19 protein-coding genes and 1 pseudogene are annotated in these 20,832 nt (G+C 43.4%); 6 read left to right on the forward strand and 14 right to left on the reverse strand.

The features are described from left to right. Positions 1-222 precede the first annotated feature (222 nt). Positions 223-1,548, forward strand: coding sequence for a hypothetical protein (locus tag CDC33_RS29865; RefSeq protein ID WP_109011997.1), 1,326 nt, complete (start codon positions 223-225; stop codon positions 1,546-1,548). A gap of 247 nt (positions 1,549-1,795) precedes the next feature. Here the strand turns inward: CDC33_RS29865 and CDC33_RS29870 are convergent, their stop codons facing one another. The 9 genes and pseudogenes from CDC33_RS29870 to CDC33_RS29910 all read right to left on the reverse strand — a co-directional run. Beyond that, positions 1,796-2,170: a type II toxin-antitoxin system VapC family toxin gene (locus tag CDC33_RS29870; RefSeq protein WP_109011998.1), complete on the reverse strand. Its 375-nt coding sequence runs from the start codon at positions 2,168-2,170 to the stop codon at positions 1,796-1,798. Then, on the reverse strand, positions 2,167-2,442 hold the full coding sequence (locus tag CDC33_RS29875; RefSeq protein ID WP_109011999.1) for a hypothetical protein: 276 nt from the start codon (positions 2,440-2,442) through the stop codon (positions 2,167-2,169). Before CDC33_RS29875 ends, CDC33_RS29870 begins: the two co-directional genes overlap by 4 nt. Before the next feature lie 264 nt (positions 2,443-2,706). After that, positions 2,707-2,994 carry a cell division topological specificity factor MinE gene (minE, locus tag CDC33_RS29880; RefSeq protein WP_109012000.1) on the reverse strand — a complete coding sequence of 96 codons (288 nt, stop codon included), beginning with the start codon at positions 2,992-2,994 and terminating at the stop codon, positions 2,707-2,709. A gap of 36 nt (positions 2,995-3,030) precedes the next feature. Further along, positions 3,031-3,837 (reverse strand): septum site-determining protein MinD, encoded by an 807-nt coding sequence (minD, locus tag CDC33_RS29885; RefSeq protein ID WP_109012001.1) that lies wholly within the window; start codon positions 3,835-3,837, stop codon positions 3,031-3,033. Between the two features lie 167 nt (positions 3,838-4,004). After that, entirely contained in the window at positions 4,005-5,045 is a 1,041-nt protein-coding gene (gene minC, locus CDC33_RS29890) for a septum site-determining protein MinC (RefSeq protein ID WP_109012002.1), read from the reverse strand. A gap of 141 nt (positions 5,046-5,186) precedes the next feature. Further along, on the reverse strand, positions 5,187-6,509 hold the full coding sequence (locus CDC33_RS29895) for a four-carbon acid sugar kinase family protein (protein ID WP_109012003.1): 1,323 nt from the start codon (positions 6,507-6,509) through the stop codon (positions 5,187-5,189). Positions 6,510-6,684: 175 nt separating this feature from the next. Then, complete coding sequence (locus tag CDC33_RS29900; RefSeq protein WP_109012004.1) at positions 6,685-7,347, reverse strand: hypothetical protein; 663 nt, start codon at positions 7,345-7,347, stop codon at positions 6,685-6,687. A gap of 261 nt (positions 7,348-7,608) precedes the next feature. Then, complete coding sequence (locus CDC33_RS29905) at positions 7,609-8,076, reverse strand: DUF29 domain-containing protein (protein ID WP_109012005.1); 468 nt, start codon at positions 8,074-8,076, stop codon at positions 7,609-7,611. Between the two features lie 190 nt (positions 8,077-8,266). Beyond that, positions 8,267-8,836, reverse strand: a pseudogene (locus CDC33_RS29910) (DEAD/DEAH box helicase); the annotation flags it as partial. A 297-nt stretch (positions 8,837-9,133) separates the two neighbouring features. Between CDC33_RS29910 and CDC33_RS29915 the strand changes: the two are divergent. After that, positions 9,134-10,270: a Gfo/Idh/MocA family protein gene (locus CDC33_RS29915; RefSeq protein WP_109012006.1), complete on the forward strand. Its 1,137-nt coding sequence runs from the start codon at positions 9,134-9,136 to the stop codon at positions 10,268-10,270. Positions 10,271-10,507: 237 nt separating this feature from the next. Here CDC33_RS29915 and CDC33_RS29920 read toward each other — a convergent pair whose 3' ends face one another. From CDC33_RS29920 to CDC33_RS39245, 5 genes are all read right to left on the reverse strand, one after another. After that, complete coding sequence (locus CDC33_RS29920; protein ID WP_109012007.1) at positions 10,508-11,797, reverse strand: Glu/Leu/Phe/Val family dehydrogenase; 1,290 nt, start codon at positions 11,795-11,797, stop codon at positions 10,508-10,510. A 216-nt stretch (positions 11,798-12,013) separates the two neighbouring features. After that, positions 12,014-13,159: a beta-ketoacyl-ACP synthase gene (locus CDC33_RS29925; protein ID WP_109012008.1), complete on the reverse strand. Its 1,146-nt coding sequence runs from the start codon at positions 13,157-13,159 to the stop codon at positions 12,014-12,016. Between the two features lie 85 nt (positions 13,160-13,244). Next, positions 13,245-14,042: a peptidylprolyl isomerase gene (locus tag CDC33_RS29930; protein WP_109012009.1), complete on the reverse strand. Its 798-nt coding sequence runs from the start codon at positions 14,040-14,042 to the stop codon at positions 13,245-13,247. 141 nt (positions 14,043-14,183) lie between these two features. Further along, a complete protein-coding gene (locus tag CDC33_RS29935; protein WP_109012010.1) occupies positions 14,184-14,753 on the reverse strand; it encodes a photosystem I assembly protein Ycf4 in 570 nt (189 codons plus the stop codon). 431 nt (positions 14,754-15,184) lie between these two features. Then, the gene (locus CDC33_RS39245; protein WP_181374174.1) at positions 15,185-15,343 is read right to left on the reverse strand and encodes a hypothetical protein; all 159 of its coding nucleotides are present in this window, start codon (positions 15,341-15,343) and stop codon (positions 15,185-15,187) included. Between the two features lie 401 nt (positions 15,344-15,744). On the opposite strand from CDC33_RS39245, the gene psbD reads away from it, so the two are divergent. The 4 genes from psbD to CDC33_RS29955 all read left to right on the forward strand — a co-directional run bounded on the left by psbD (position 15,745) and on the right by CDC33_RS29955 (position 20,773). Next, positions 15,745-16,800, forward strand: coding sequence for a photosystem II D2 protein (photosystem q(a) protein) (psbD, locus tag CDC33_RS29940; RefSeq protein ID WP_100900373.1), 1,056 nt, complete (start codon positions 15,745-15,747; stop codon positions 16,798-16,800). Next, positions 16,784-18,175: a photosystem II reaction center protein CP43 gene (psbC, locus tag CDC33_RS29945; protein WP_109012011.1), complete on the forward strand. Its 1,392-nt coding sequence runs from the start codon at positions 16,784-16,786 to the stop codon at positions 18,173-18,175. The genes psbD and psbC overlap by 17 nt, the downstream gene beginning before the upstream one ends. A 130-nt stretch (positions 18,176-18,305) precedes the next feature. Then, a complete protein-coding gene (locus CDC33_RS29950) occupies positions 18,306-18,491 on the forward strand; it encodes a PCP reductase family protein (RefSeq protein ID WP_109012012.1) in 186 nt (61 codons plus the stop codon). A 287-nt stretch (positions 18,492-18,778) separates the two neighbouring features. Next, positions 18,779-20,773, forward strand: coding sequence for a beta strand repeat-containing protein (locus CDC33_RS29955; RefSeq protein WP_109012013.1), 1,995 nt, complete (start codon positions 18,779-18,781; stop codon positions 20,771-20,773). Positions 20,774-20,832 lie beyond the last annotated feature (59 nt).

Raw genomic sequence — 20,832 nt, forward strand, 5'->3', positions numbered from 1 at the left:
CAGCATATTTACTATACTCGCATATTCTTGTAAAAAAACATCCAGTACCTGAGTAATAAAAGGTGTTGACAATGATACTTAATTTTTGTAAAACTCAGCGAACTTTGAAGCAAAAATATCGTCAAAGTTTTTAGTTTCTTGTTATACATATAATTATCGCCTGCCCATTGCTGCATAGGTATTGCTTCTCACATAGCAACCGCCCCTCTAGAGAGTCTACAAATGCTTAAACCCCTTTTGCTGTCAGGATGGTTCCGCGCCCAACCATTTCTCAATTATGTTGTTGCTGTAATAATAATTGCACCTTTACTAGGGGCATCCGCTCAATCATTCCCAGTAAAATACGAAGTATCTAAACTAACTTCGATGACTGGAGATTCTGACTCTGTATCAAAGGAAATAGCTGTAGTTGGGGAACCTGAGATAGCTGAAATATCAAAAACAGAGCAAATTGACTCCTTAATAGAAGAATTTGACTCTGTGCCAACACAAAGTATTGCTGTTCAGGAACCGCAAGTATTACCAGCCGATAAAATAGAGTCTTTAACTCAAATACATAATTCTGTCTCAAGCAGCGATTTAACTATTCCTGATTCTTTGGCAGCAGTTGAACTCGCACCATTAACAGATGTTCCTGTTAGTCAGCTTAATTTAATCCAAAAACTCAAAGCTGCTAATATCAAGTCTTTGAAAGGACAAGAAAATTATCTCTCTAGAGAAAAATCTTTAATTGAATCATTGACAGCAACTCAAGTAGCACCAACTCTTAGAGAATCACAACCAACCACAACAACGGAAATACCTGTTTCTGAACCCCGTGATGAGTCCCAAGCAGAACAAATAGATCCTATAGGTAGTCCTCATCCTATTCCTTGGAAATGGATTACAGCGACTCAAGAAGCTATTGGTTCCAAGGGTGGTTCGGGAGTGCGTCACTATCGTAGCGTACCCGTGGTTTCTCCAGATGGGAAATATGCAGTTTATAGCCGGGTGCAACTAGAGGTAAAACCCCAAATGTACAACAGCCGTGTAACTAGCGTGTTGTTTGTCCAAGATATGCACACTAAGAAGTTGTGGGTGATGGCTTCAACTACTCCTGTTAACGATCCTTTATTACAGGTAAAGGCTGTAAAGGGTGCGTCGTCGGAAGAAACTGATCCCAGTGGTAAAATTGGGGTATTAGTTCCAGTTAGCTGGTCAGAAAAAGGCGATCGCTTCTTAGCACGAAAGTTTGAAGGTATATTTAATACAGGTGATTCTACAGATAGTGCAGTGATTTGGGATCGGCTAAAAAATCACGCTAATACAGTTGCTCCTGCTAATGCTAAGGAGGAGGAACATGACAAAATTGCAGTATTGTTAGGTTGGAGTAAAAGGCAACCGGATCATGTGTTGTTCCGTGCAGGTGAATTGGGCGAGGAAAACTGGCCATTAATGCAAGTTGCTAATGATGGCAAGACTGTACCTACAACAGATGAAGATCAACCAATTACTTTTGGTAAAAAGGTTACAGAAATTTGGGCAGGGCCACAAGTAGCCTACCGATAATTTATTAAATATTTTATATACTCCCGTTGTTAGGAGTGACGACAACGGGAGATTTTTTTTATTTATCGGAAATTTGGGTTCTGAATTGTGCGTAGGCTAGCAAGAACGGCAGGTATTGCCGGGCATTGTTACTTAAGGGACTTCCAAGAAATAAATTTAGGACTTACGCAAAAATTGCTAAAAAGCTTAATTTCTCGAACCGCCAAGACGCCAAGAGCGCCGAGAATTCGTAGAGTGTGCGTAAGTCCTAATCAAAATCTTTATCCAGTGTGGCGATTGCAGCAACATTCAGGCGTTCAGAAATTACCACAAGGGACAAGTCTGAAAAATCTGCTGGTAAATCAGCGTACTGGGCATTCAGTTCAGCAATCCGAGAAAAATATTGAGGCGTAAGCGATTCACACTCATAGATGTGATTTGCTAGGTGGGACAGAAACTCGTTTTGCACTTGCCAGTCAGAGGCTAATAGCCACATTACTTCAGTGACACAACCTTCACTCGTCAACAATCGACTAGTACATCCAGCAAAAAACTCAACCACTTGATTGTGATGTGAATCTGCTGAGTCGTAAAAGGCAACCAATAAACCTGTATCTACCAAAATTGTAGAATGATAGGTCATGATTTCTGTTGGTGGCTCTGCTGTATCCGCGATGCAATAACTGCTCTCCGAACATCTCGATCTGACAAATTACCAACACAGAGCAAATGCTGGGGAATTCCTCCCATGCGCTCTAGAATGCTTTGCTCAGATGGCTGGCTTTTCTCACCATCAGATATGGAATTTTTCTGATCCTGTCTGCCTTTTATGAATAGTAAGAAGTCTAGCACTTCTTCAACTAGAGAATCTGAAACCTGCTCAATTTCCTGAATTAGTTGCTCTCTGGCTGTCACAGGTTATTTGCCTCAATACCAACAGAACTTCATTTATTACGTTAACAGGCTTCGAGGGGAGATTACATTGTGATTCAGGTAAAGGCGTAGACACGGAGTCGCTTGTCGTCAGACATCGCTCCCACGCAATAAGTCTCTGAAGAGAATAGTTCTCGCAGTACTCAATTTATGAAGCGTATCGTAGAATTCGCCCATAACTATCAACTAAAATGATTATTTAACTCAAGCTTTAAGTAAAAATACTTAAAATTAAAACTACAGAGACTAATCACCCCTTTCCCATTCAGGTATGGCTCCTTTAACTCGGCGGATGGGCAAATTAGCAATTAAAGCTGTCGTTCGTTGGTTGCTTTCTAAGGAGAACTCTAAGCCCTCCGTCTCAACTTCGACATAGCGACAGACTACATCTAAGATTTCTTTCCGCATTTTCTCCAACGTTTGAGGGTCTATATCAGCGCGATCGTGAGCAATCACCAATTGCAGGCGACGTTTAACTTGAGTTCGACTGCTATCAGAGCCGCGAGAAAAAAGTCGTTCTAGAAGTTCAATCATTACGAATAGGTCTGGCGCGGAGACTGGAAAAGTAAGTTAAACAATCTTTGTCCTGAACAACCTTCGGATACGGGCGAAGATGCTGTCTTGGGACGAGTCGATCTCCAGAAATTCGACACTTTCCCCTTCTAATCTACGAGCAATGTTCTCAAAGGCTGTGGCAGCTAAAGAGGGATTTTCCGCTAACACTAAGGGTTCGCCGCGATTGGTAGATACAATAACACGCTCGTCGTCAGGGATTACCCCGATCAGGGGAATGGCGAGAAGTTCCTGAACATCTTGCACTGACATCATATCATTTGCCTGCACCATTGCGGGTCTGATGCGGTTAATTATTAAATGAACACGTTTGATACCTTGTGCCTCAAGTAACCCTACTACCCGGTCAGCGTCACGAACTGAGGAAATTTCTGGGGTGCTGACAATTAGTGCTTCTTTTGCTGGGCCGATCGCATTTTTAAACCCATTTTCAATCCCGGCGGGGCTATCGATGATTACGTACTGATATTTTTGCGCCAGTGCATTCACCAATAACTTCATCTGTTCAGGTGTGACTGCATCTTTTGAGCGATTTTGGGCTGCCGGCAAAAGTACGAGATTGGGTTGGCGCTTATCTTTCACTAAGGCTTGTTCTAAGCGGCACTCTCTGGCTAAGACTTCCACCGCAGTATAAACGATGCGGTTTTCTAGCCCTAGTAGCAAATCCAAATTTCTCAGACCAAAATCCGCATCAACCAAGGCAACTTGACGCCCCATTTTGGCTAAAGCCATGCCCAGATTTGCTGAAACTGTGGTTTTACCCACTCCTCCTTTGCCGGAGGTAATCACTATAATGCGAGTCATGATAGAAATGCGGTCAATAAGGGTTCAGAAAATATAAAACAGTAAATTGCAGTATAAAGTATGAAGTATCGTATCAAGTATGAAGAAATATCTGTTCTCCCTGATAGGGGCGAGGCATGAATATTTATGTTATTTCATCCTTTATACTTCATTCTTTAACTAAATATTTATGGGTCTTGATTGCTCTTGGTAAATTGGTTTCTGGAAAAATCAGTAGCCCTAGCGATACGAATTCCTTGAGGCGTAATATGTGCCACCTCTGGAGAAAACTGCATTGGCGGTTTTTCTGGTGCCCTAGCTACAGCATCTGCAATCCGTAGTTGGGTTGGTTCCATTTGCAAAGCCATAATCAGACACTCACGATTGCCTCCAGCACCAGCATGAGCGATTCCCCGGAGGCGACCCCAGATGATAATATCTCCATCTGCAATTACAATACCACCTGGATTTACATCTCCCAAGATAATTACTGTACCAGGATGACGAATTTCTATTCCAGAACGGACTGTTATTTCTAAATAAAGGGCATCTTCTTGGGGTATGGCTGTAGCTTTTGGCTCGGAATTCAAAGAAGTTACGGGCTGTAATTGTTCTACAGAATACCCAGATGTGACGGCAGCGATCGCAGTTTGCCGACGACTAGTCGAGACTGATATTAGCCGCAGTTGCACTTCACTCAAAGCCTCGGCGAGTTCTTGGAGTTGTCTGGCATCTACTAAGCGGTCTTGTGCCATTAGATGCACAGGAGTATTAGATATACGGAAGCGATCGCCTGCATTTAAACGCTGTCTTATTTGTTGCCAAATATCAGACCAACTCAGTTCTGAAGCAGATACTTGAGATTCCGGGGGCAGAATTAATGATAGCCGTCCCTCCTTACTTTTTAACTGGACTTGACTATTGTCATTTACGCGATACCCTGATATTGCTGACTCATTAGGATTTAAATCAGTAAGAATAAAATCTGATGCCGGATCAGGATTTGACTCTACATCTGGGTTAGCAGGATTTGACTCTACATCTTCAAGGACAGTATTTGATTTTAGATAAAGGAGGACAGATTTTAACTCCGCATCAGGAGGGATAGGATCTGACTCTACATCAGAAACAGTAGGATTTCCCTCTACCTCTGAAAGAATAGAGTTTGATTCTGCATTAGGAAGTGCAGAATTTGACTTTAGATCGGGAAAAGCAGAATCAGAAGTCATGAAGTACTAGCCAAAAGACAAAGGATACACAGATTTTGGATTTTAAATTTTGGATTTGTATTACCCACAAGAGCTTAAAGCGTGTAGCAAGATGTTAGTCTGGCATGAACCAAAAGATTATTTAATCTCAAATCTTAAATCTCAAATTGGCACAGTCAACCTCTGATAAACTGTCCCCAAAGCATCAGTATCGCCGACATTACCGGGAAACAGCACCACAGGTAAATCAGGAAACTGGGGATGATCGGATGGCGTTAACACCATTGAACAACCAGCTAAAATTTGACCGAGTAAACGGGCTGAAGTTAAAGCTAGTCCATTACTCAAGACATCATTAGAAGTAATGCCACCCTTGCTGATTAAGAATCCTATATCAGATGGTAAACCGCGTACAATATCCATCAATAAACCTGAAACTTTTTCTCCAAACTCCAATCGTGTGTTGACATCTTTAAAATTCAGTTCCTGACGGCTAGTATAAACCACTGGTGTTTTGCCAGCCTCGTGTGCTGCCCGTGTACTTTCTTGAATTTCAGTTAGCAATGCCGCAGATTGAGTTGCATTATCAAGTAATCGTGCTACATTCACTTCAATTCCCACCGTTCCTTCTATTTGCAATAGCGCCTCTAATTGCTGGGTAGTCTTTTTCACATGGGAACCAACAATCACTGCACCTGGTTTGCCTTGGCGCACGTACTGAGCCATATTTTCGGCAGCAATGGGTTGGGGTGGTAAAGCGGCTAAAGCTGTTAAAATACTTGCTGCACTGCGAAATAGAAAGCGTTTCCCTTGACTTGCGGCTGCTAATATGTCTACTGCAAAGCGGTTGAGATCATCTTGAGTTTCACCATCGACAACAGCGCACTGATTACCTTTAAGTTGTAACAAGCGTTCCAAACTACCAGCACGAATATCAGCTAGGAGAAACCTTTCTACAGCTTCGGCACTAATTTGTCCTTGAGTCTTTTCTTCGACATACTTGGGTAAGTAACTGTGATGGTAGCTGAAGACTGAATCACGGGCAAATTCAGTTTCATGCACTGGGGTAGGTACACCGCCGATAATCAAGTAATGAACGCTGTCACGAGTGATGCGTCCACCTTCAAAAAAAGCTGGTACGAGAAAATGAGCATCAAAAGGGCCGAGTTCTTTTGCGATCGCATCAGTTTCAATGGGATAATGTCCCCGCAAAGTAGAATCAGAACGGCTGACAATCAAAAAATCTTCAATTCCTTCAGCATTCAAAGCGATTTTCAGGTTCTGGCAAACTTCTTTAGTGACAGATGCAGCTGACTCTGGCGTTAGCGATCTAGTATTAGTCAGCACAAAGAAAATCGGCGAATCATCCTGCAACCCGATGCGTAAAGTGTCCACATCCCAGTGCATTAGCAGCAAGCAGCTGTGGACTGTTTGAGAACCCGTAGGGTCATCATCCAGGACAATTATTTTTGGTTTGTTGCTCATTTAGGTAATCTCTACTTAGAGGATGTTTTATAAGTATTAGGCGAATAGAATTCGCAACTATACACGCAAAGTCCACCTCCGTGGACTAATAAATTAAGATTTTTCTAACCTGCGGAGGCAGGTTTTGTCTGTGTAGCCGCGACTTATAGCCGCCCAAGCTTTTACAAACATCTACTCAGCTTTTGTGCAATTTTCTGATTTCTGCTTGTACATCGATCGCAATTTGCAATGATTGATTTAGCAGTTGAGCATATTCGCCTGCTTGACTACTAACTTGTAAAGCTTGCAGACTGGCTAAATTATTCACAAATAACTCTTGGTTATTAGCAAGCAATTTTTTATTATCCCGCAAAATTCGTTCCGTTTTCAGAGCGCGGACTAAATCTTCTCTAATTAGTTGCAGGGCCGCGATTACTTGATCTCGGTCATGGAAACTGCTTTCTACGTTTCCTGACGCTGCCAATTGGTCATTAATATCTATAGCAGCAACCAGGTCATGATATTTATCAACTTCATCTAAAAGTATTGTCAGTCCTTCAGGACAGGTCAACTGTCGCCACAGCCATCGCCCTACTAATATCGGCATTGGCACTAAAATTAGTAAAAGAATTCCAAATTTAATTGAAGAACCAATTGTTGGCAGAATAATAAACGCGTAAATAAAACCAACAATTATTGGCGTTAGCGCCAGCGTCACCAGCAATTCATTGATAAAAAACCCTAATCGCTTCTTGCTATCTCGCAAAACCGAGGGGCGAAAAACGTCTTCTGGATCGAACCCAGTCAAACGTCTTAATTCCCCCTTACTAATTTCCAAGCCTATTAAGTCCGGCTGCACGGCTGGATAACTCCTATGGAAGCCCAAGTTGCGTATTTATTTTAATCGGGTTTGGTAGATAAGCAATGGATGGTTACGTATAGTTATGATAAAAAGCAGACTGTGGAAGACGATTAGATCAAGCTAAAAAGCATTTGCACTTATTTTCTGCTCTATTTTGGATACAATGCAGTACTTAATATAAGCGATCGCGTTTAAGCGCATATTAAGTTGAGCTTTGCCGTTAGGTGGGCGTGGTATCTCTTGAACAAATGACAATGACTAATGACTAGGAAACCAGTTTTCATCTAAAATTTGTTCTAAAGAGCCAATAATTGTAACAGGGAATGTATCAATGGGAAGTTGAGAGCGATCGCTTGCTTCTTTTCTTGCATCTTGATAACATTCATCAAATATTTCTAAAATGTAAGGCTTAAGACTAGGACTATCTTTGAGTTCATCTTTAATCTCTCTACGGAATGTCCTGATTTCCCCTTTCCAATGCCCTTCATTGCGCTCCCTTTCCACATCCCAGTATGTAAGCTTAAGCAGATGTTCAAAAAGTCGAATTAACAGACTTTTCACTGTTCGCTTCTGACTCCTACCCATACTTTCTAATTCTTCTAACAAATTATCTAAATCCACAGATGAAAACTGACCAGCGCGAAGTTGGTTGATGGTTGTCCTCAGCCAAAGGTAATAATCTTGGTCGTATAAAGTCTGAGTTGTTGGTTCTATTTGTATGACCATATACTTTGTTCAAATCCTATTATTTCTATTAGAAACTGTGTGTTTTATACACCAATTATGCTTCAGTTTTTGAATACTCATAATTGCCTCTAACCCCTCATAAAAAAATACTCTCTGTAACACCATCATAATAAAGAGAGTTGAGTTATTGGTTGATTAATTCTATAAACGACTGGTCTGTTAATTTTTCTCACCTTCGTGCTGCTGGACTAGGGATAGAAATATTTTGCAGATGCAAACTTTCTCTGGTTAAATTTCCTCTGGAAACACGCAGATTTGAACCCAATTGAGCAATAATATCATTGACTACTCGATTATTAGCTGTAGCAGTCGTTGCTAATACTGGGATATTTTGCGGCAATGCTTGTAAAATTCTGACAATCCGTCGATAATCAGGGCGAAAATCATGTCCCCAATCAGAGATACAGTGGGCTTCATCAACAACAAATAAACCTATACGTTGAGATACTGGCAAAAGAATTTTTTCTCGAAAATCTTCGTTACCTAGTCTTTCGGGAGAAATAAGCAGAATATCTACTTCTCCTGCTATCAACTGTTGTGCTATTAGTGGCCATTTATCTGTATTGCTGGAGTTAATTGTTTCGGCTTTTACACCAATGCGTTGGGCTGCTGCAATTTGGTTTCGCATCAAAGCTAGTAATGGCGAAATCAAAAGAGTACAACCAGCACCTTGATCTCGTAACAAGCGAGTTGCTAAAAAATAAACTAGACTTTTACCCCAACCAGTGCGTTGGACAACAAGTAAACGCGATTGCTAGCGCTATATACTCAGTATCCATCATGCTGAGGTTATGAATTTCAGTTAAGGTGCAATAGCGCAAATATTCCTTAAGTCTAAACTAAAGTTTACTGAAAGAATGAGGTTTTAATTTACCAAGTCATTGAGAATATACAAGATCCTATTCATCATATAGAAGCTGCATTAGCAATGTAATAATGCAATTTTCTCCAATATCTTGCATAAACAGTTAACTCTGATTTGCACGTAATGAGTGCATTTAAATCACCAAAGTATTCTTCATCAAGGAGTAGAATAATGACTGCTACAAATGATAAGCGCAAAATTCGTTACGCCGTTGTTGGTTTAGGTTGGTTTGCCCAAGAAGCTGCTTTACCTTCGTTTGCCAACACCGAAAACTCAGAATTAGTGGCACTAGTTTCAGATGACCCCACTAAAAACGAAGAACTGAGCAAAAAGTATGGTATACATCATACTTACTCTTACGAGGAGTATGAGAACTGTTTGGCAAGTGGCGAGATTGATGCAGTTTATATTGCGCTGCCGAATCACTTGCATTGCGACTATACTGTGCGGGCTGCTAATCAGGCAATTCATGTGTTATGTGAAAAGCCGATGGCAGTGACTGAACAAGAGTGTGAGGCAATGATTAAAGCTGCCAATGACAATAATGTGAAGCTGATGATTGCCTATCGTTTACATTTAGAAGAAGCCAATTTACAAGCAGTAGAAGTTTTGCGTTCAAAGCAAATTGGTGAACCACGAATTTTCAACTCGGTTTTTACTCAGCAAGTAGAAGAAGGCAATATTCGTTTACGAGATGTTACTGGTGGTGGGACGCTCTATGATATTGGTATCTATTGCCTGAATGCTGCACGTTATCTATTTCAAGATGAACCAATTGAAGTATTTGCCGTAGCTGCCAATAATGGAGAACAACGCTTCAGCGAAGTGGAAGAAATGGCTAGCGTTATTTTGCGTTTCCCGAATGAGCGATTGGCAACATTTACCTGTAGCTTTGGAGGGGCAAGTGTTTCAACCTATCAGATTGTCGGTACTCAAGGCGATTTACGAGTAAATCCTGCATATCCTTGGCAGGGAGAAATCAAGCATTACCTGACAATTAATGGTGAAACTCAGGAGCGTACCTTTGAGGATCACGATCAACTAGCGGCTGAATTTACCTATTTCTCTGATTGTATTCTCGAAGATAAAGACCCAGAACCATCTGGGACGGAAGGATTGATTGATGTTTCGATTATTCAAGCGCTTTACGAGTCAATTGAGACGGGTAAACCTGTGCAGATTCAAACTAGCGATGCCTACGGCGGTAAACTACGCCATCAACGTCCCACATCGGATCAAACTATTGAGCGTCCTCCTAGTGACGAGAAGCCAGACTTAATTCATGCTGCTGCACCTTCTGGGCAATAATTACTAATATTAATTTTTGGTGAAGTGGCACAAAATCAAGTTTGGTGAAATAAAGAATGTACTAAGTGGATGATTGTCAGAGAACAGACACTTAGTACTAGTTATTTTGTAGCGATCGCTTAACAGAAATACTGGTTATTCATAACATATAAGGGCACAATATTATTGTTATGCCCTTATATGTTTTTTATTCAATTAAAAACTGCTGTCTATGCCGGGGTGAAATATTGCCAAATATTAAGGATAAAGACCTCTGTCAATCAGCGCCTGAGCCACTCTACCTACCCCTAAAGTGTAAGCAGCTAATCGCAGAGGAATTTGCCGTACCTCCGACTGCTGAATCACCCGATGGTAAGCTTGTACCATCAAATGCTCCATTTCGCGGTTGACACGTTCCTCATCCCAAAATACGTAGGAAAGGCCCTGCACCCACTCTAAATAACTGACTACCACACCGCCAGCATTCGCCAATATATCGGGTAGCACTGTCACACCCCGCGCCTCTAACGCCAAGTTAGCCTCAAGGGTAATCGGCCCATTAGCCGCTTCTGCGACAATTCGTGCTTGCACTTGATTTACATTTTCTTCAGTGATTTGGTTTTCTAAAGCTGCCGGTATTAAAACATCGCAGGGCAAAGTTAATAAATCTGCATTGCTAATTGGTACAGATTGCGGGAAACCTATAATACTCTTGCGATTTTCAGCAGCATAGACTTTCAACCTGGGAATATCAAGACCAACTTCGGAAAATATTCCACCAGCACCGGTTGAAACAGCAATAACTTTTGCGCCTGCTTGATGTAATAATTCTGCTGCGGCACTACCAACGTTACCGAAACCCTGAATAGCTACTCGCATACCTGCTAAGGATTTACCTTGCTGTGCCAGCGCCTCACGGATAATAATCATCACGCCACGTCCGGTTGCCATTTCTCGTCCCAGTGAACCACCAATAGAAAGCGGTTTCCCAGTTACAACCCCTGGTACAGCATGACCGACATTCACAGAGTAAGTGTCCATCATCCAAGCCATCTCACGGGACGAAGTACCCATATCTGGGGCAGGAATATCTACAGCAGGCCCAATATCTTTAATCAACTCGCTGATATAACGGCGGGTGATTCGCTCTAGTTCGCCAACACTGTAGCGTTTTGGGTCTATGGGAATGCCACCCTTGCCACCACCGTAAGGAATACCTAACAAAGCACATTTCCAGGTCATCAGCATTGCTAGAGCAGATACTTCGCGCAATGTCACAGCTGGATGGTAACGGGTTCCACCCTTGTAGGGGCCTAAAACATCGGAGTGCTGCACTCGGTGTCCAGCAAGAACCTGTATTTCTCCATTATCTAATTTCACGGGAATGGAAACTGTCACAACCTTACGCGGATGGCTGAGAATTTCTAGCAAACCTTGATTTAAATTTAATTCTTTAGCTGCCGCTTCTAAGTAGCTACATGCTTGATCAAATGGGCATATATGCGCTGGAGAAGCAGGTTCTGGCAGCAACAGAGATTTTGAAATCATAAAATTTTCTCCTAATCACGGTATCTTTACGAACCGGATATCATCTGTATTTAGCTTATCCTTTTTTTTATAAAAATAGGTATTTTGTAGTTTTTGTTACAGTTTTATTTTTTATATCCTGCTAAAGCTGCAAAAGCAGGATAATTATATATCAAGAGCAAAGACTTAAGTAAAACTTATATATAATGTTGGTCAGATAGTTAAACTGACAAGTTTTTACCTTGCTAGTACGATCGCTGCATTCTGTCCCCCAAAGCCAAAACTGCAACATAGTACCTGCCTAATTTTACTTAAACGTGCAGATGTAACGATATCTAAATCAAACTCTGGCTGCTGCAACCCTACACAAGGGGGTAAAATTTGATGCTTTAATGCCATAAGGGAAAAAGCCACACCTAAAGCTCCAGATGCTCCTAATGTGTGGCCCGAGCTTCCCTTAGTGGAACTAACTGCCACCCCTTGGGGAAACAAACGCTGGATTACCATGCTCTCCATTTGGTCGTTTAGCTGGGTAGCTGTGCCATGAGCATGAATGTAATCAATATCAGTTGGTGAGAGGCAACTACGTTCTAGACATTGTTTGATAGCAGCGATCGCACTTTCACCTTCAGGTTCTGGTGAATTAGCATGATATGCGTCGTTAGTTAAGCCAAAACCGAGAATTTCACCATACACTTTTGCTTGACGCTGTTTTGCCAACTCTGCTGATTCCAAGACAAACACAGCTGCGCCTTCGCCTAACACTAAGCCTTCTCGGTGCAAATCAAAGGGATAAGCTCCAGTTTTCGCCAAAGCACCCATCTGCTGAAAACCAGCCAAAGTTAGGGGTGTAATCGGCGCTTCCACTGCACCTGCGATCGCCTGTTGACATTGCCCAGTTTGGATAAGCAAAGCTGCTTGAGCGATCGCCCAAATTCCAGTTGCACAAGCCGCCATCGGTGCTAAAACTATACCTGATGCACCGATTTGTCTTGCAGTTGCGATCGCATTCATGTGAGGTAATGTATGTAGCCAATTTCCAAAAGAGGACATGGGTAAATTCGCTGCGTCTTTATACATTTGCCGCGCCATGATTTCCCAAGACGCTTGATAAGAGCGACTCGATCCAATGACTACAGCACAATCAGGTACATGTGAAACTAACCCAGAATCTTGCAAAGCAGAAGCTACAACCATCTGAGTTAACATTGTCAATTCAGATGGTTGTTGACCAATCAAACCTAGAGGAAGTGGTGTAAATTCTGGAAAAGGTTGATGTAATCGAATTCCAGATTTACCTGCTAGCAAATTTTGCCAGCTATCTTCTAAGTTTCCACCCAAGGCAGAAATTAAACCAATACCAGTGACAACAACCTTTGCCAATTTAGGAGTTAATAGTTAGGAGTACAGACGCGATTAATCGCGTCTGTACAGGAGTTAGTAGTTATTTTCCCCCTGCCCTCTTCCTCTACTTCCCTGGTATTTTCAGATTTTCAGCACCTTGTGTGACTTTAGCGGAGTCAATGCGATCGCCTTGCTGAATTTTGTTCACTACATCAAAGCCTTGAGTGACATTGCCAAACACAGCATAGTTACCATCTAGGAATGCCAAATCTGCTAAAGCAAAGTAAAACTGGGCAGAAGCGGAGTCTGGTGCTTGCGATCGCGCCATCGCTACTGCACCCTGTTTATGGGGCAATACGACCGGTTGAGCAGTAGCATCAAAGGGTTTATTGTAAATCGGAGTATCTGAACCTTTCACCTTAATTTCTAAAGGTATATAACGAGCATTTCCCGTTTTTGGGTCAATATAGCTACCTGTTCCCAGTCTATCTGCTGAAACTTTCGGGTCTTTACTTTGTGGATCGCCCCCTTGAACAACAAATGGTTGGGGTTCCCGTACAACTCGATGGAAAACTAAACCATCGTATACACCCTTCTGCACTAAATCTACGAAGTTGCCGGCTGTAATAGGGGCATCAGTGCCATCTACTTCGATAGTAATCGGCGAACCTTTAACCGTAAGTACTACAGTAGCCTTGCCATCAAGACGTGGTAAATCTGCTAGTCCAGGAATATCACTATTAGTTTGAGATGAAGATGTTGCTTCAGTAGTTGTCTTGCTGCTTGCCTCGTTTATGGTCGAGGTAGCTGTCGAGATTGGAGAAGATGTATTAGAAGCGACTTGCTGTGTTGAACATCCTCCCAACATCAAAGCACTGATGAGCGCAAGAGAAAGCAAAAATTGTGAAATTTTTAACCGCATTGCCTGTTACCGATTTAACCAGAGTATCTTATCGTTTCGTGGGTCATTGGGCATTGGGAATTGGGAATTGGGAATTGGTCATTGATCAAGAATTCTTCTTCCCCTGCTCCCCCTGCTCCCTTATCCCCACTCCCTACTCCCTTAAAGTCCTTCTAATGACACTCCCAAAAAGCGGGCTAATTTTGCGCCTTCTGTTTCCAACTCTGTTAAAGATAACGGTTGTCCAACCCGTGTTAAGGGTATATCTCGCCGGCCCTTAATGCGTAGATAGAGGGCGCGAAGAGGATTAAGACCTTCTTTGACGGCTATTCGCACTGACTGAACATCTTCAATGCGGCCGTCAATCTCAATTCGGCGGTTTTTGCCAGGAAATCCCCAACGGAATATTTTAATTGTGCCAGTTTCCTGATTAAATTCATTGTAACCGCCTCCTACGTCCCATAAAATTACTAGCCATAGATATGTGGCTAATAGCAAGCCAGCAGTGCCATATAAACCCATCACCAATCCTTGGGGGACGAATACCAGTTGAGTTGGATCGGAAACTATGAGTAAATTAACTTTTAAGTAACTGGATATCCCAGCTAATAAAAAGCCGCTTGCTCCCAACGTAACGATAGTTGCCCAGCAGTAATTACTGAACCGACGAGAACCGAGAACATTTTGATGCAGGAGGCGATCGCCTTTGTTAATCGTTGTTGATGCCGTCATTGAACTACCATTGCCCCGTGAGATACTTGCTGTCACATACTTGCACACTTAATGCTCTTGCATAGAGTGTGTGCTTCTATACCAATCTAGCTATTGCTTAGGAGGCACTGAAGCTCTGTTTTAAGCCCACGGTATACTTTACCGTAGACGATGAATTTTTTACCCTGTACCCTACAAATTTTACTGTCCCGGATGATGGCTTACTTGCACTAAGGGACAAACCACTTAAGCTATTTGTATTAGTCAAGATGTGCCAACTTCCTTTCCCCTTGTCCAACGTTTCACATAGTTATTTCTAGAGGTGTATCAACGACTGTGGCGGCGAAGTAACCATCCACATTTTACCAAACATTGTTGACAAAAACTCAACCGCCCCCTTCCCTGTTCCTGCTACTTATATAATTTGTTAAGGCACTAAGTCTTAAATTTCTTCACTCAATGGCTGATAAATTTTTTTTTCCAAATGCGGTTGGGATCAGCAGGGGAGGCTCTTGAGCAAAGAGGCTTATTGTTCGGTAATTTTTTTCTCCCCCTGCTTTGCCTGCCCCTTTATCCTCTTTCTTGCCTGCTCCCTGACTGTTTTTCACCATTTGGGAATGAGTTCCCTATCTATGTCAAGGTAGACTAAATTTTTTTACATTTCTGAGAAAAGTTGTGTCAAATTGTAAAATTTCTGATATTCATATTATTTATAAGGTTTGTGTTTCATGACTAATTTGCTTCTGTGTATCAGGCAAAAACCCTGAGTAGTATGATAAGTTAAGAATCATTAAGTTACCACAAGCTAGATTACTAGCCGATGGTACGTGTAATGGCATAGAGAAAGAGAAAAGCTGATCTCATTAATCAGCTTTTCTCTCAGAATCTCAGTTGCTTTGACGCTGTTGAGATTGTCAAAAAAAACGTTAATTCCTCACGGCAGTCGGTTACACTGGCTCTCCGCACTGTCTTAGAAACGTTGCAATTTTAGTAAAAAGAGGATTTTAGTCCGATGACCATCGCAGTTGGACGCGCCCCTAGTAGAGGGTGGTTTGACGTATTAGACGACTGGCTCAAGCGCGATCGCTTCGTATTCGTAGGTTGGTCAGGGATACTATTGTTTCCTTGCGCCTTCCTAGCACTAGGCGGTTGGCTGACCGGTACCACCTTCGTCACCTCTTGGTACACCCACGGGTTAGCCTCCTCCTACCTAGAAGGCTGTAACTTCCTAACAGTGGCAGTATCCACCCCCGCCGACAGCATGGGACATTCCCTATTGCTTTTGTGGGGCCCAGAAGCTCAAGGCAACCTTACCCGTTGGTTCCAATTGGGTGGTTTGTGGCCATTTGTGGCTTTGCACGGAGCCTTTGGTTTGATTGGCTTCATGTTGCGCCAATTTGAAATTGCTCGTCTAGTAGGTATCCGTCCTTACAACGCCCTGGCCTTTTCCGCTCCCATTGCAGTATTCGTCAGTGTATTCCTGATGTACCCCTTGGGACAATCGTCATGGTTCTTTGCACCTAGCTTTGGCGTAGCTGCTATTTTCCGGTTCCTATTATTCCTGCAAGGGTTCCACAACTGGACACTCAACCCCTTCCACATGATGGGTGTTGCGGGTGTATTGGGTGGTGCTTTGTTGTGTGCCATTCACGGAGCCACAGTGGAAAATACCTTGTTTGAAGACGGAGATGGTGCTAACACCTTCCGCGCCTTCAATCCAACCCAGTCTGAAGAAACCTACTCAATGGTGACAGCAAACCGTTTCTGGTCACAGATTTTCGGTATTGCTTTCTCTAACAAACGCTGGTTGCACTTCTTCATGTTGTTCGTGCCAGTCACAGGCTTGTGGATGAGCGCCGTCGGCATCGTCGGTTTGGCACTCAACCTGCGGGCTTATGATTTCGTCTCCCAAGAATTGCGGGCGGCGGAAGACCCTGAGTTTGAAACCTTCTATACCAAAAACATTTTGCTTAACGAGGGTATCCGCGCTTGGATGGCTCCTCAAGATCAACCCCACGAACAATTTGTATTCCCTGAGGAGGTATTACCACGTGGTAACGCTCTCTAATAGACCAAATATATTAGGCGGTACTGGACGTGACCAAGAATCCACTGGCTTTGCCTGGTGGTCTGGTAACGCGCGTTTAATCAATCTGTCTGGCAAACTACTGGGTGCTCACGTTGCCCACGCTGGTTTGATTGTATTCTGGGCTGGAGCGATGACTTTGTTTGAAGTCGCTCACTTCATTCCCGAAAAGCCCATGTACGAACAGGGCTTGATCCTGTTACCTCACCTTGCTACCCAAGGTTGGGGCGTTGGTGCTGGTGGTGAAGTTATCGATACCTTCCCCTACTTTGTGGTTGGTGTACTCCACTTAATTTCCTCAGCCGTCCTTGGCTTTGGCGGTATCTATCATGCCGTTCGTGGCCCAGAAACCTTAGAAGAATACTCTTCTTTCTTTGGTTACGACTGGAAAGACAAGAACAAGATGACCAACATCATCGGGTTCCACCTGATTATTTTGGGATGCGGTGCGCTGCTGTTGGTACTAAAGGCAATGTTCTTTGGTGGTTTGTATGACACCTGGGCGCCAGGCGGTGGTGACGTTCGGATTATTACTAATCCTACACTGAACCCAGCAGTTATCTTCGGTTATGTACTCAAGTCTCCTTTCGGTGGCGAAGGCTGGATTGTCAGCGTCGATAACTTGGAAGATGTGGTCGGTGGTCACATCTGGATTGCCTTTATCTGTATTGCTGGCGGTATTTTCCACATTCTTACCAAGCCTTTTGCTTGGTCACGTCGTGCATCCATCTGGTCTGGTGAGGCTTACCTCTCCTACAGCTTGGGCGCTCTGTCGTTGATGGGCTTCATTGCCTCCATCTATGTTTGGTTTAACAACACCGTTTACCCCAGCGAATTCTACGGCCCTACTGGCCCAGAAGCTTCTCAAGCTCAGGCTTTGACCTTCTTGATTCGTGACCAACGCTTGGGTGCTAACGTCGGTTCTGCTCAAGGTCCCACAGGTCTAGGTAAATACCTGATGCGTTCTCCAACAGGTGAAATCATCTTCGGTGGTGAAACCATGCGCTTCTGGGATTTCCGTGGACCTTGGTTGGAGCCTCTACGTGGCCCCAATGGTCTTGATTTGGAAAAAATCAAGAACGATATTCAGCCTTGGCAAGCTCGTCGCGCTGCTGAATACATGACCCATGCTCCTCTAGGTTCTTTGAACTCTGTGGGTGGTGTGGCTACTGAAATTAACTCCTTCAACTACGTATCTCCTCGCGCTTGGTTGGCGACTTCTCACTTCGTACTAGGATTCTTCTTCCTAGTTGGTCACTTGTGGCACGCTGGTCGCGCACGAGCTGCGGCTGGTGGTTTTGAGAAAGGAATTAACCGTGAGACTGAGCCAGTGATGTTTATGGACGACCTAGATTAGGTTGTAAAGTTTATTTCATCACTGACTACTAAATAATTTAGAGGCTCTTGCATAAAAGCAAGGGCTTTTTTTATAGGAAAATTAGTCATCTATTGATTAAAGTGAGCGGCTTACCAAGGTAATTAATACTATGAGCGACTCTAATTTTATTGATGCTCTGCGATGGACATCTGAAGCTAAAGAAAAGTTACAAAATATTCCCTTTTTTGTCCGCTCTCAAGCTAAAGCCAGAATTGAACAGCTGGCTCGTGAAGCACAGCAAGAGGTTGTGACAGCTGATTTGGTAGAAGAGGCTAGGCTTGAGTTTGGACAATAAAAAGGAGTCAGATACAGAATTTAGAATTCAAAATACTCTACTAGGACTTACGCACTTTACAAATAGGCTATTGTGTGCTATTGCGGACATCAAATTTGTCAGCGATTTGCTGCCTTTTTTCTCCCCTATAAGTGAATAAGTTGATAGATCTCAAACCTATAAAGATGATAGGAAGTTAAGCTCTTTGAGCTTAACTTCTGTTCAGTAACCAGAACCGAGTTAACTGACATAAGTTGAATTTTGTCAATGCGTAAGTCCTAGTAATCTAAATTTCAGGAGTTTTAATTATGCCTAGATTTACGGTTCCACCCAATTTCACAGGCACTACTGATTCTGACACTTTAATTGGGGAAGATTTAAATAAATTTCCAGCAATTGGGATTGATATTTTAACTGGAGGTTTCATTGATACAGGCCTAGGATTGGACACCATTAAAGGCAACGGCACTAGCGGTAAAGGGGCTGATGGTGCTATCGGTAAGAACGTCAATGGCAGCGAAGGCGGTGCTGGAATCGGCATCAGCAATAATGGCAATCTGAATGCTGGGTCGGGCGACGACGATATCATCAGCAAGGGTATTGGGGGTCGTGGAGGCAACGGCGCGGATGATTTTACTGTTGATTATTCTGGCAATCAAGGCGGCAACGGCGGTGCAGGGACAGGCATCAGTAACATTGGCATCCTTAATACTGGGTTGGGAAACGATACTATCATCAGCAATGGCACTGGCGGCAACGGCGGCAACGGCGGCGGTTTCTTTCCCTTTGGCGGCGGCGGTGGATTTGGGACTGGCATCAGTAACAGTGGCAAACTGAATACTGGGTTGGGCAATGACACGATCACTGGCACTGGTAAGGGCGGCATTGGTGCTGGCAGTCGCTATCCCGGCAAGGGCGGATTTGGGATAGGTATCAGCAACACTGGGCAGCTGGATACTGGAGACGGAAATGACACGATCGCTGGCATCGGTATAGGGGGCATTCCCGGTACTGGAGTTGGACCCGGCGAAGGCGGTGTCGGGATTGGCATCAGCAATAATGGCAGTCTCAATACAGGCTCAGGAAATGACACGATCACTGGCACTGGCACTGGTACTGGTGACTATAGCTATGGCGGTGGCGGTGCTGGAACTGGCATCAGCAACACTGGGCAACTGGATACCGGAGACGGAGAAGACGCGATCGTAGGCACTGGCACTGGTACTGGGAGCTTCTTGGACGACAAAATTAATGAAATTGGCATCCAGAACATGAAAGGTGCTACCATCACCACAGGACAGGGCAACGACACAATTACTGGTTCTGGCAACGGTTTAGCCTACAACCTTACCGTCAGAGGCATCTCTAACGATGGGGTAATTGATACTGGCAGTGGTTGTGACATCATTACAGGATTTGCTAGTACAACAATTGGTGGTGTTCCCTATGACAGTGGTAGTGCCATAGGCATTTTTGGACAAGGAACGATCCGGACTGGCGATGGCAATGACACTATCACCGGCACTGGTATCGGCGCTAACAGCGAAAAAGGCGATTACTATAGTAACCGCGCTAATGGCTGCACCGGAACAGGTATTAGTAATAGTGGCAATCTGAATGCAGGGGATGGGAATGACACTATTACTGGCACTGGTATCGGCGGTAATGGCGGTAATGGCAGTAATGGCGGTTATGACAGTAATGGCGGTAATGGTGGCACTGGAACAGGTATTAGTAACAGTGGCAATCTGAATGCAGGGGATGGGAATGACACTATCACCGGCACTGGTCAGGGGGGCAGAGGTGGTACTGGCAAAATACCAGGCGCAAATGGCACTGCATACGGCATTTTCAACGACGGAGTAATTGATCAGGGGAATGGTTGTGACATCCTTACCGGGCAGGCTACAGCAACAATTGGTGGTGCTGCTTATGGCATTTATGGAAAAGGAACTATCAAGACTGGTGATGGCAATGACTTTATTACATCCACCAGTACCATCAATGAACTTCAACAAAAAGTTACTATTGGTGGCGGTATCAACATTGATCTAGGCACTGGAAATGACTACTTCAAAGGGTTTGGTACTGGGACTGTGGATGGTGGAAAAGGTTTTGATACCTTAGACCTCAGTGCTTTCAATCGCTCTGAACTCACTTTTTCTGGTGTAATTTCGGGCAATGCCCTAAACCCAGCTAACATCAGCTTCAATAACAATAAAAATGTGATTACGCTCTCCACAACAGGCTTTGAGAATTTTATCTTTGCAGATGGCTCTTTGTCCTACAGCACTTTGGTCTGAAACTAAAACTACAACAATCTCAGGAAAAATAATTAGGAATTACGAATTGGTATCAACTT

The organism is Nostoc commune NIES-4072, from assembly GCF_003113895.1.
GTDB lineage: Bacteria > Cyanobacteriota > Cyanobacteriia > Cyanobacteriales > Nostocaceae > Nostoc > Nostoc commune.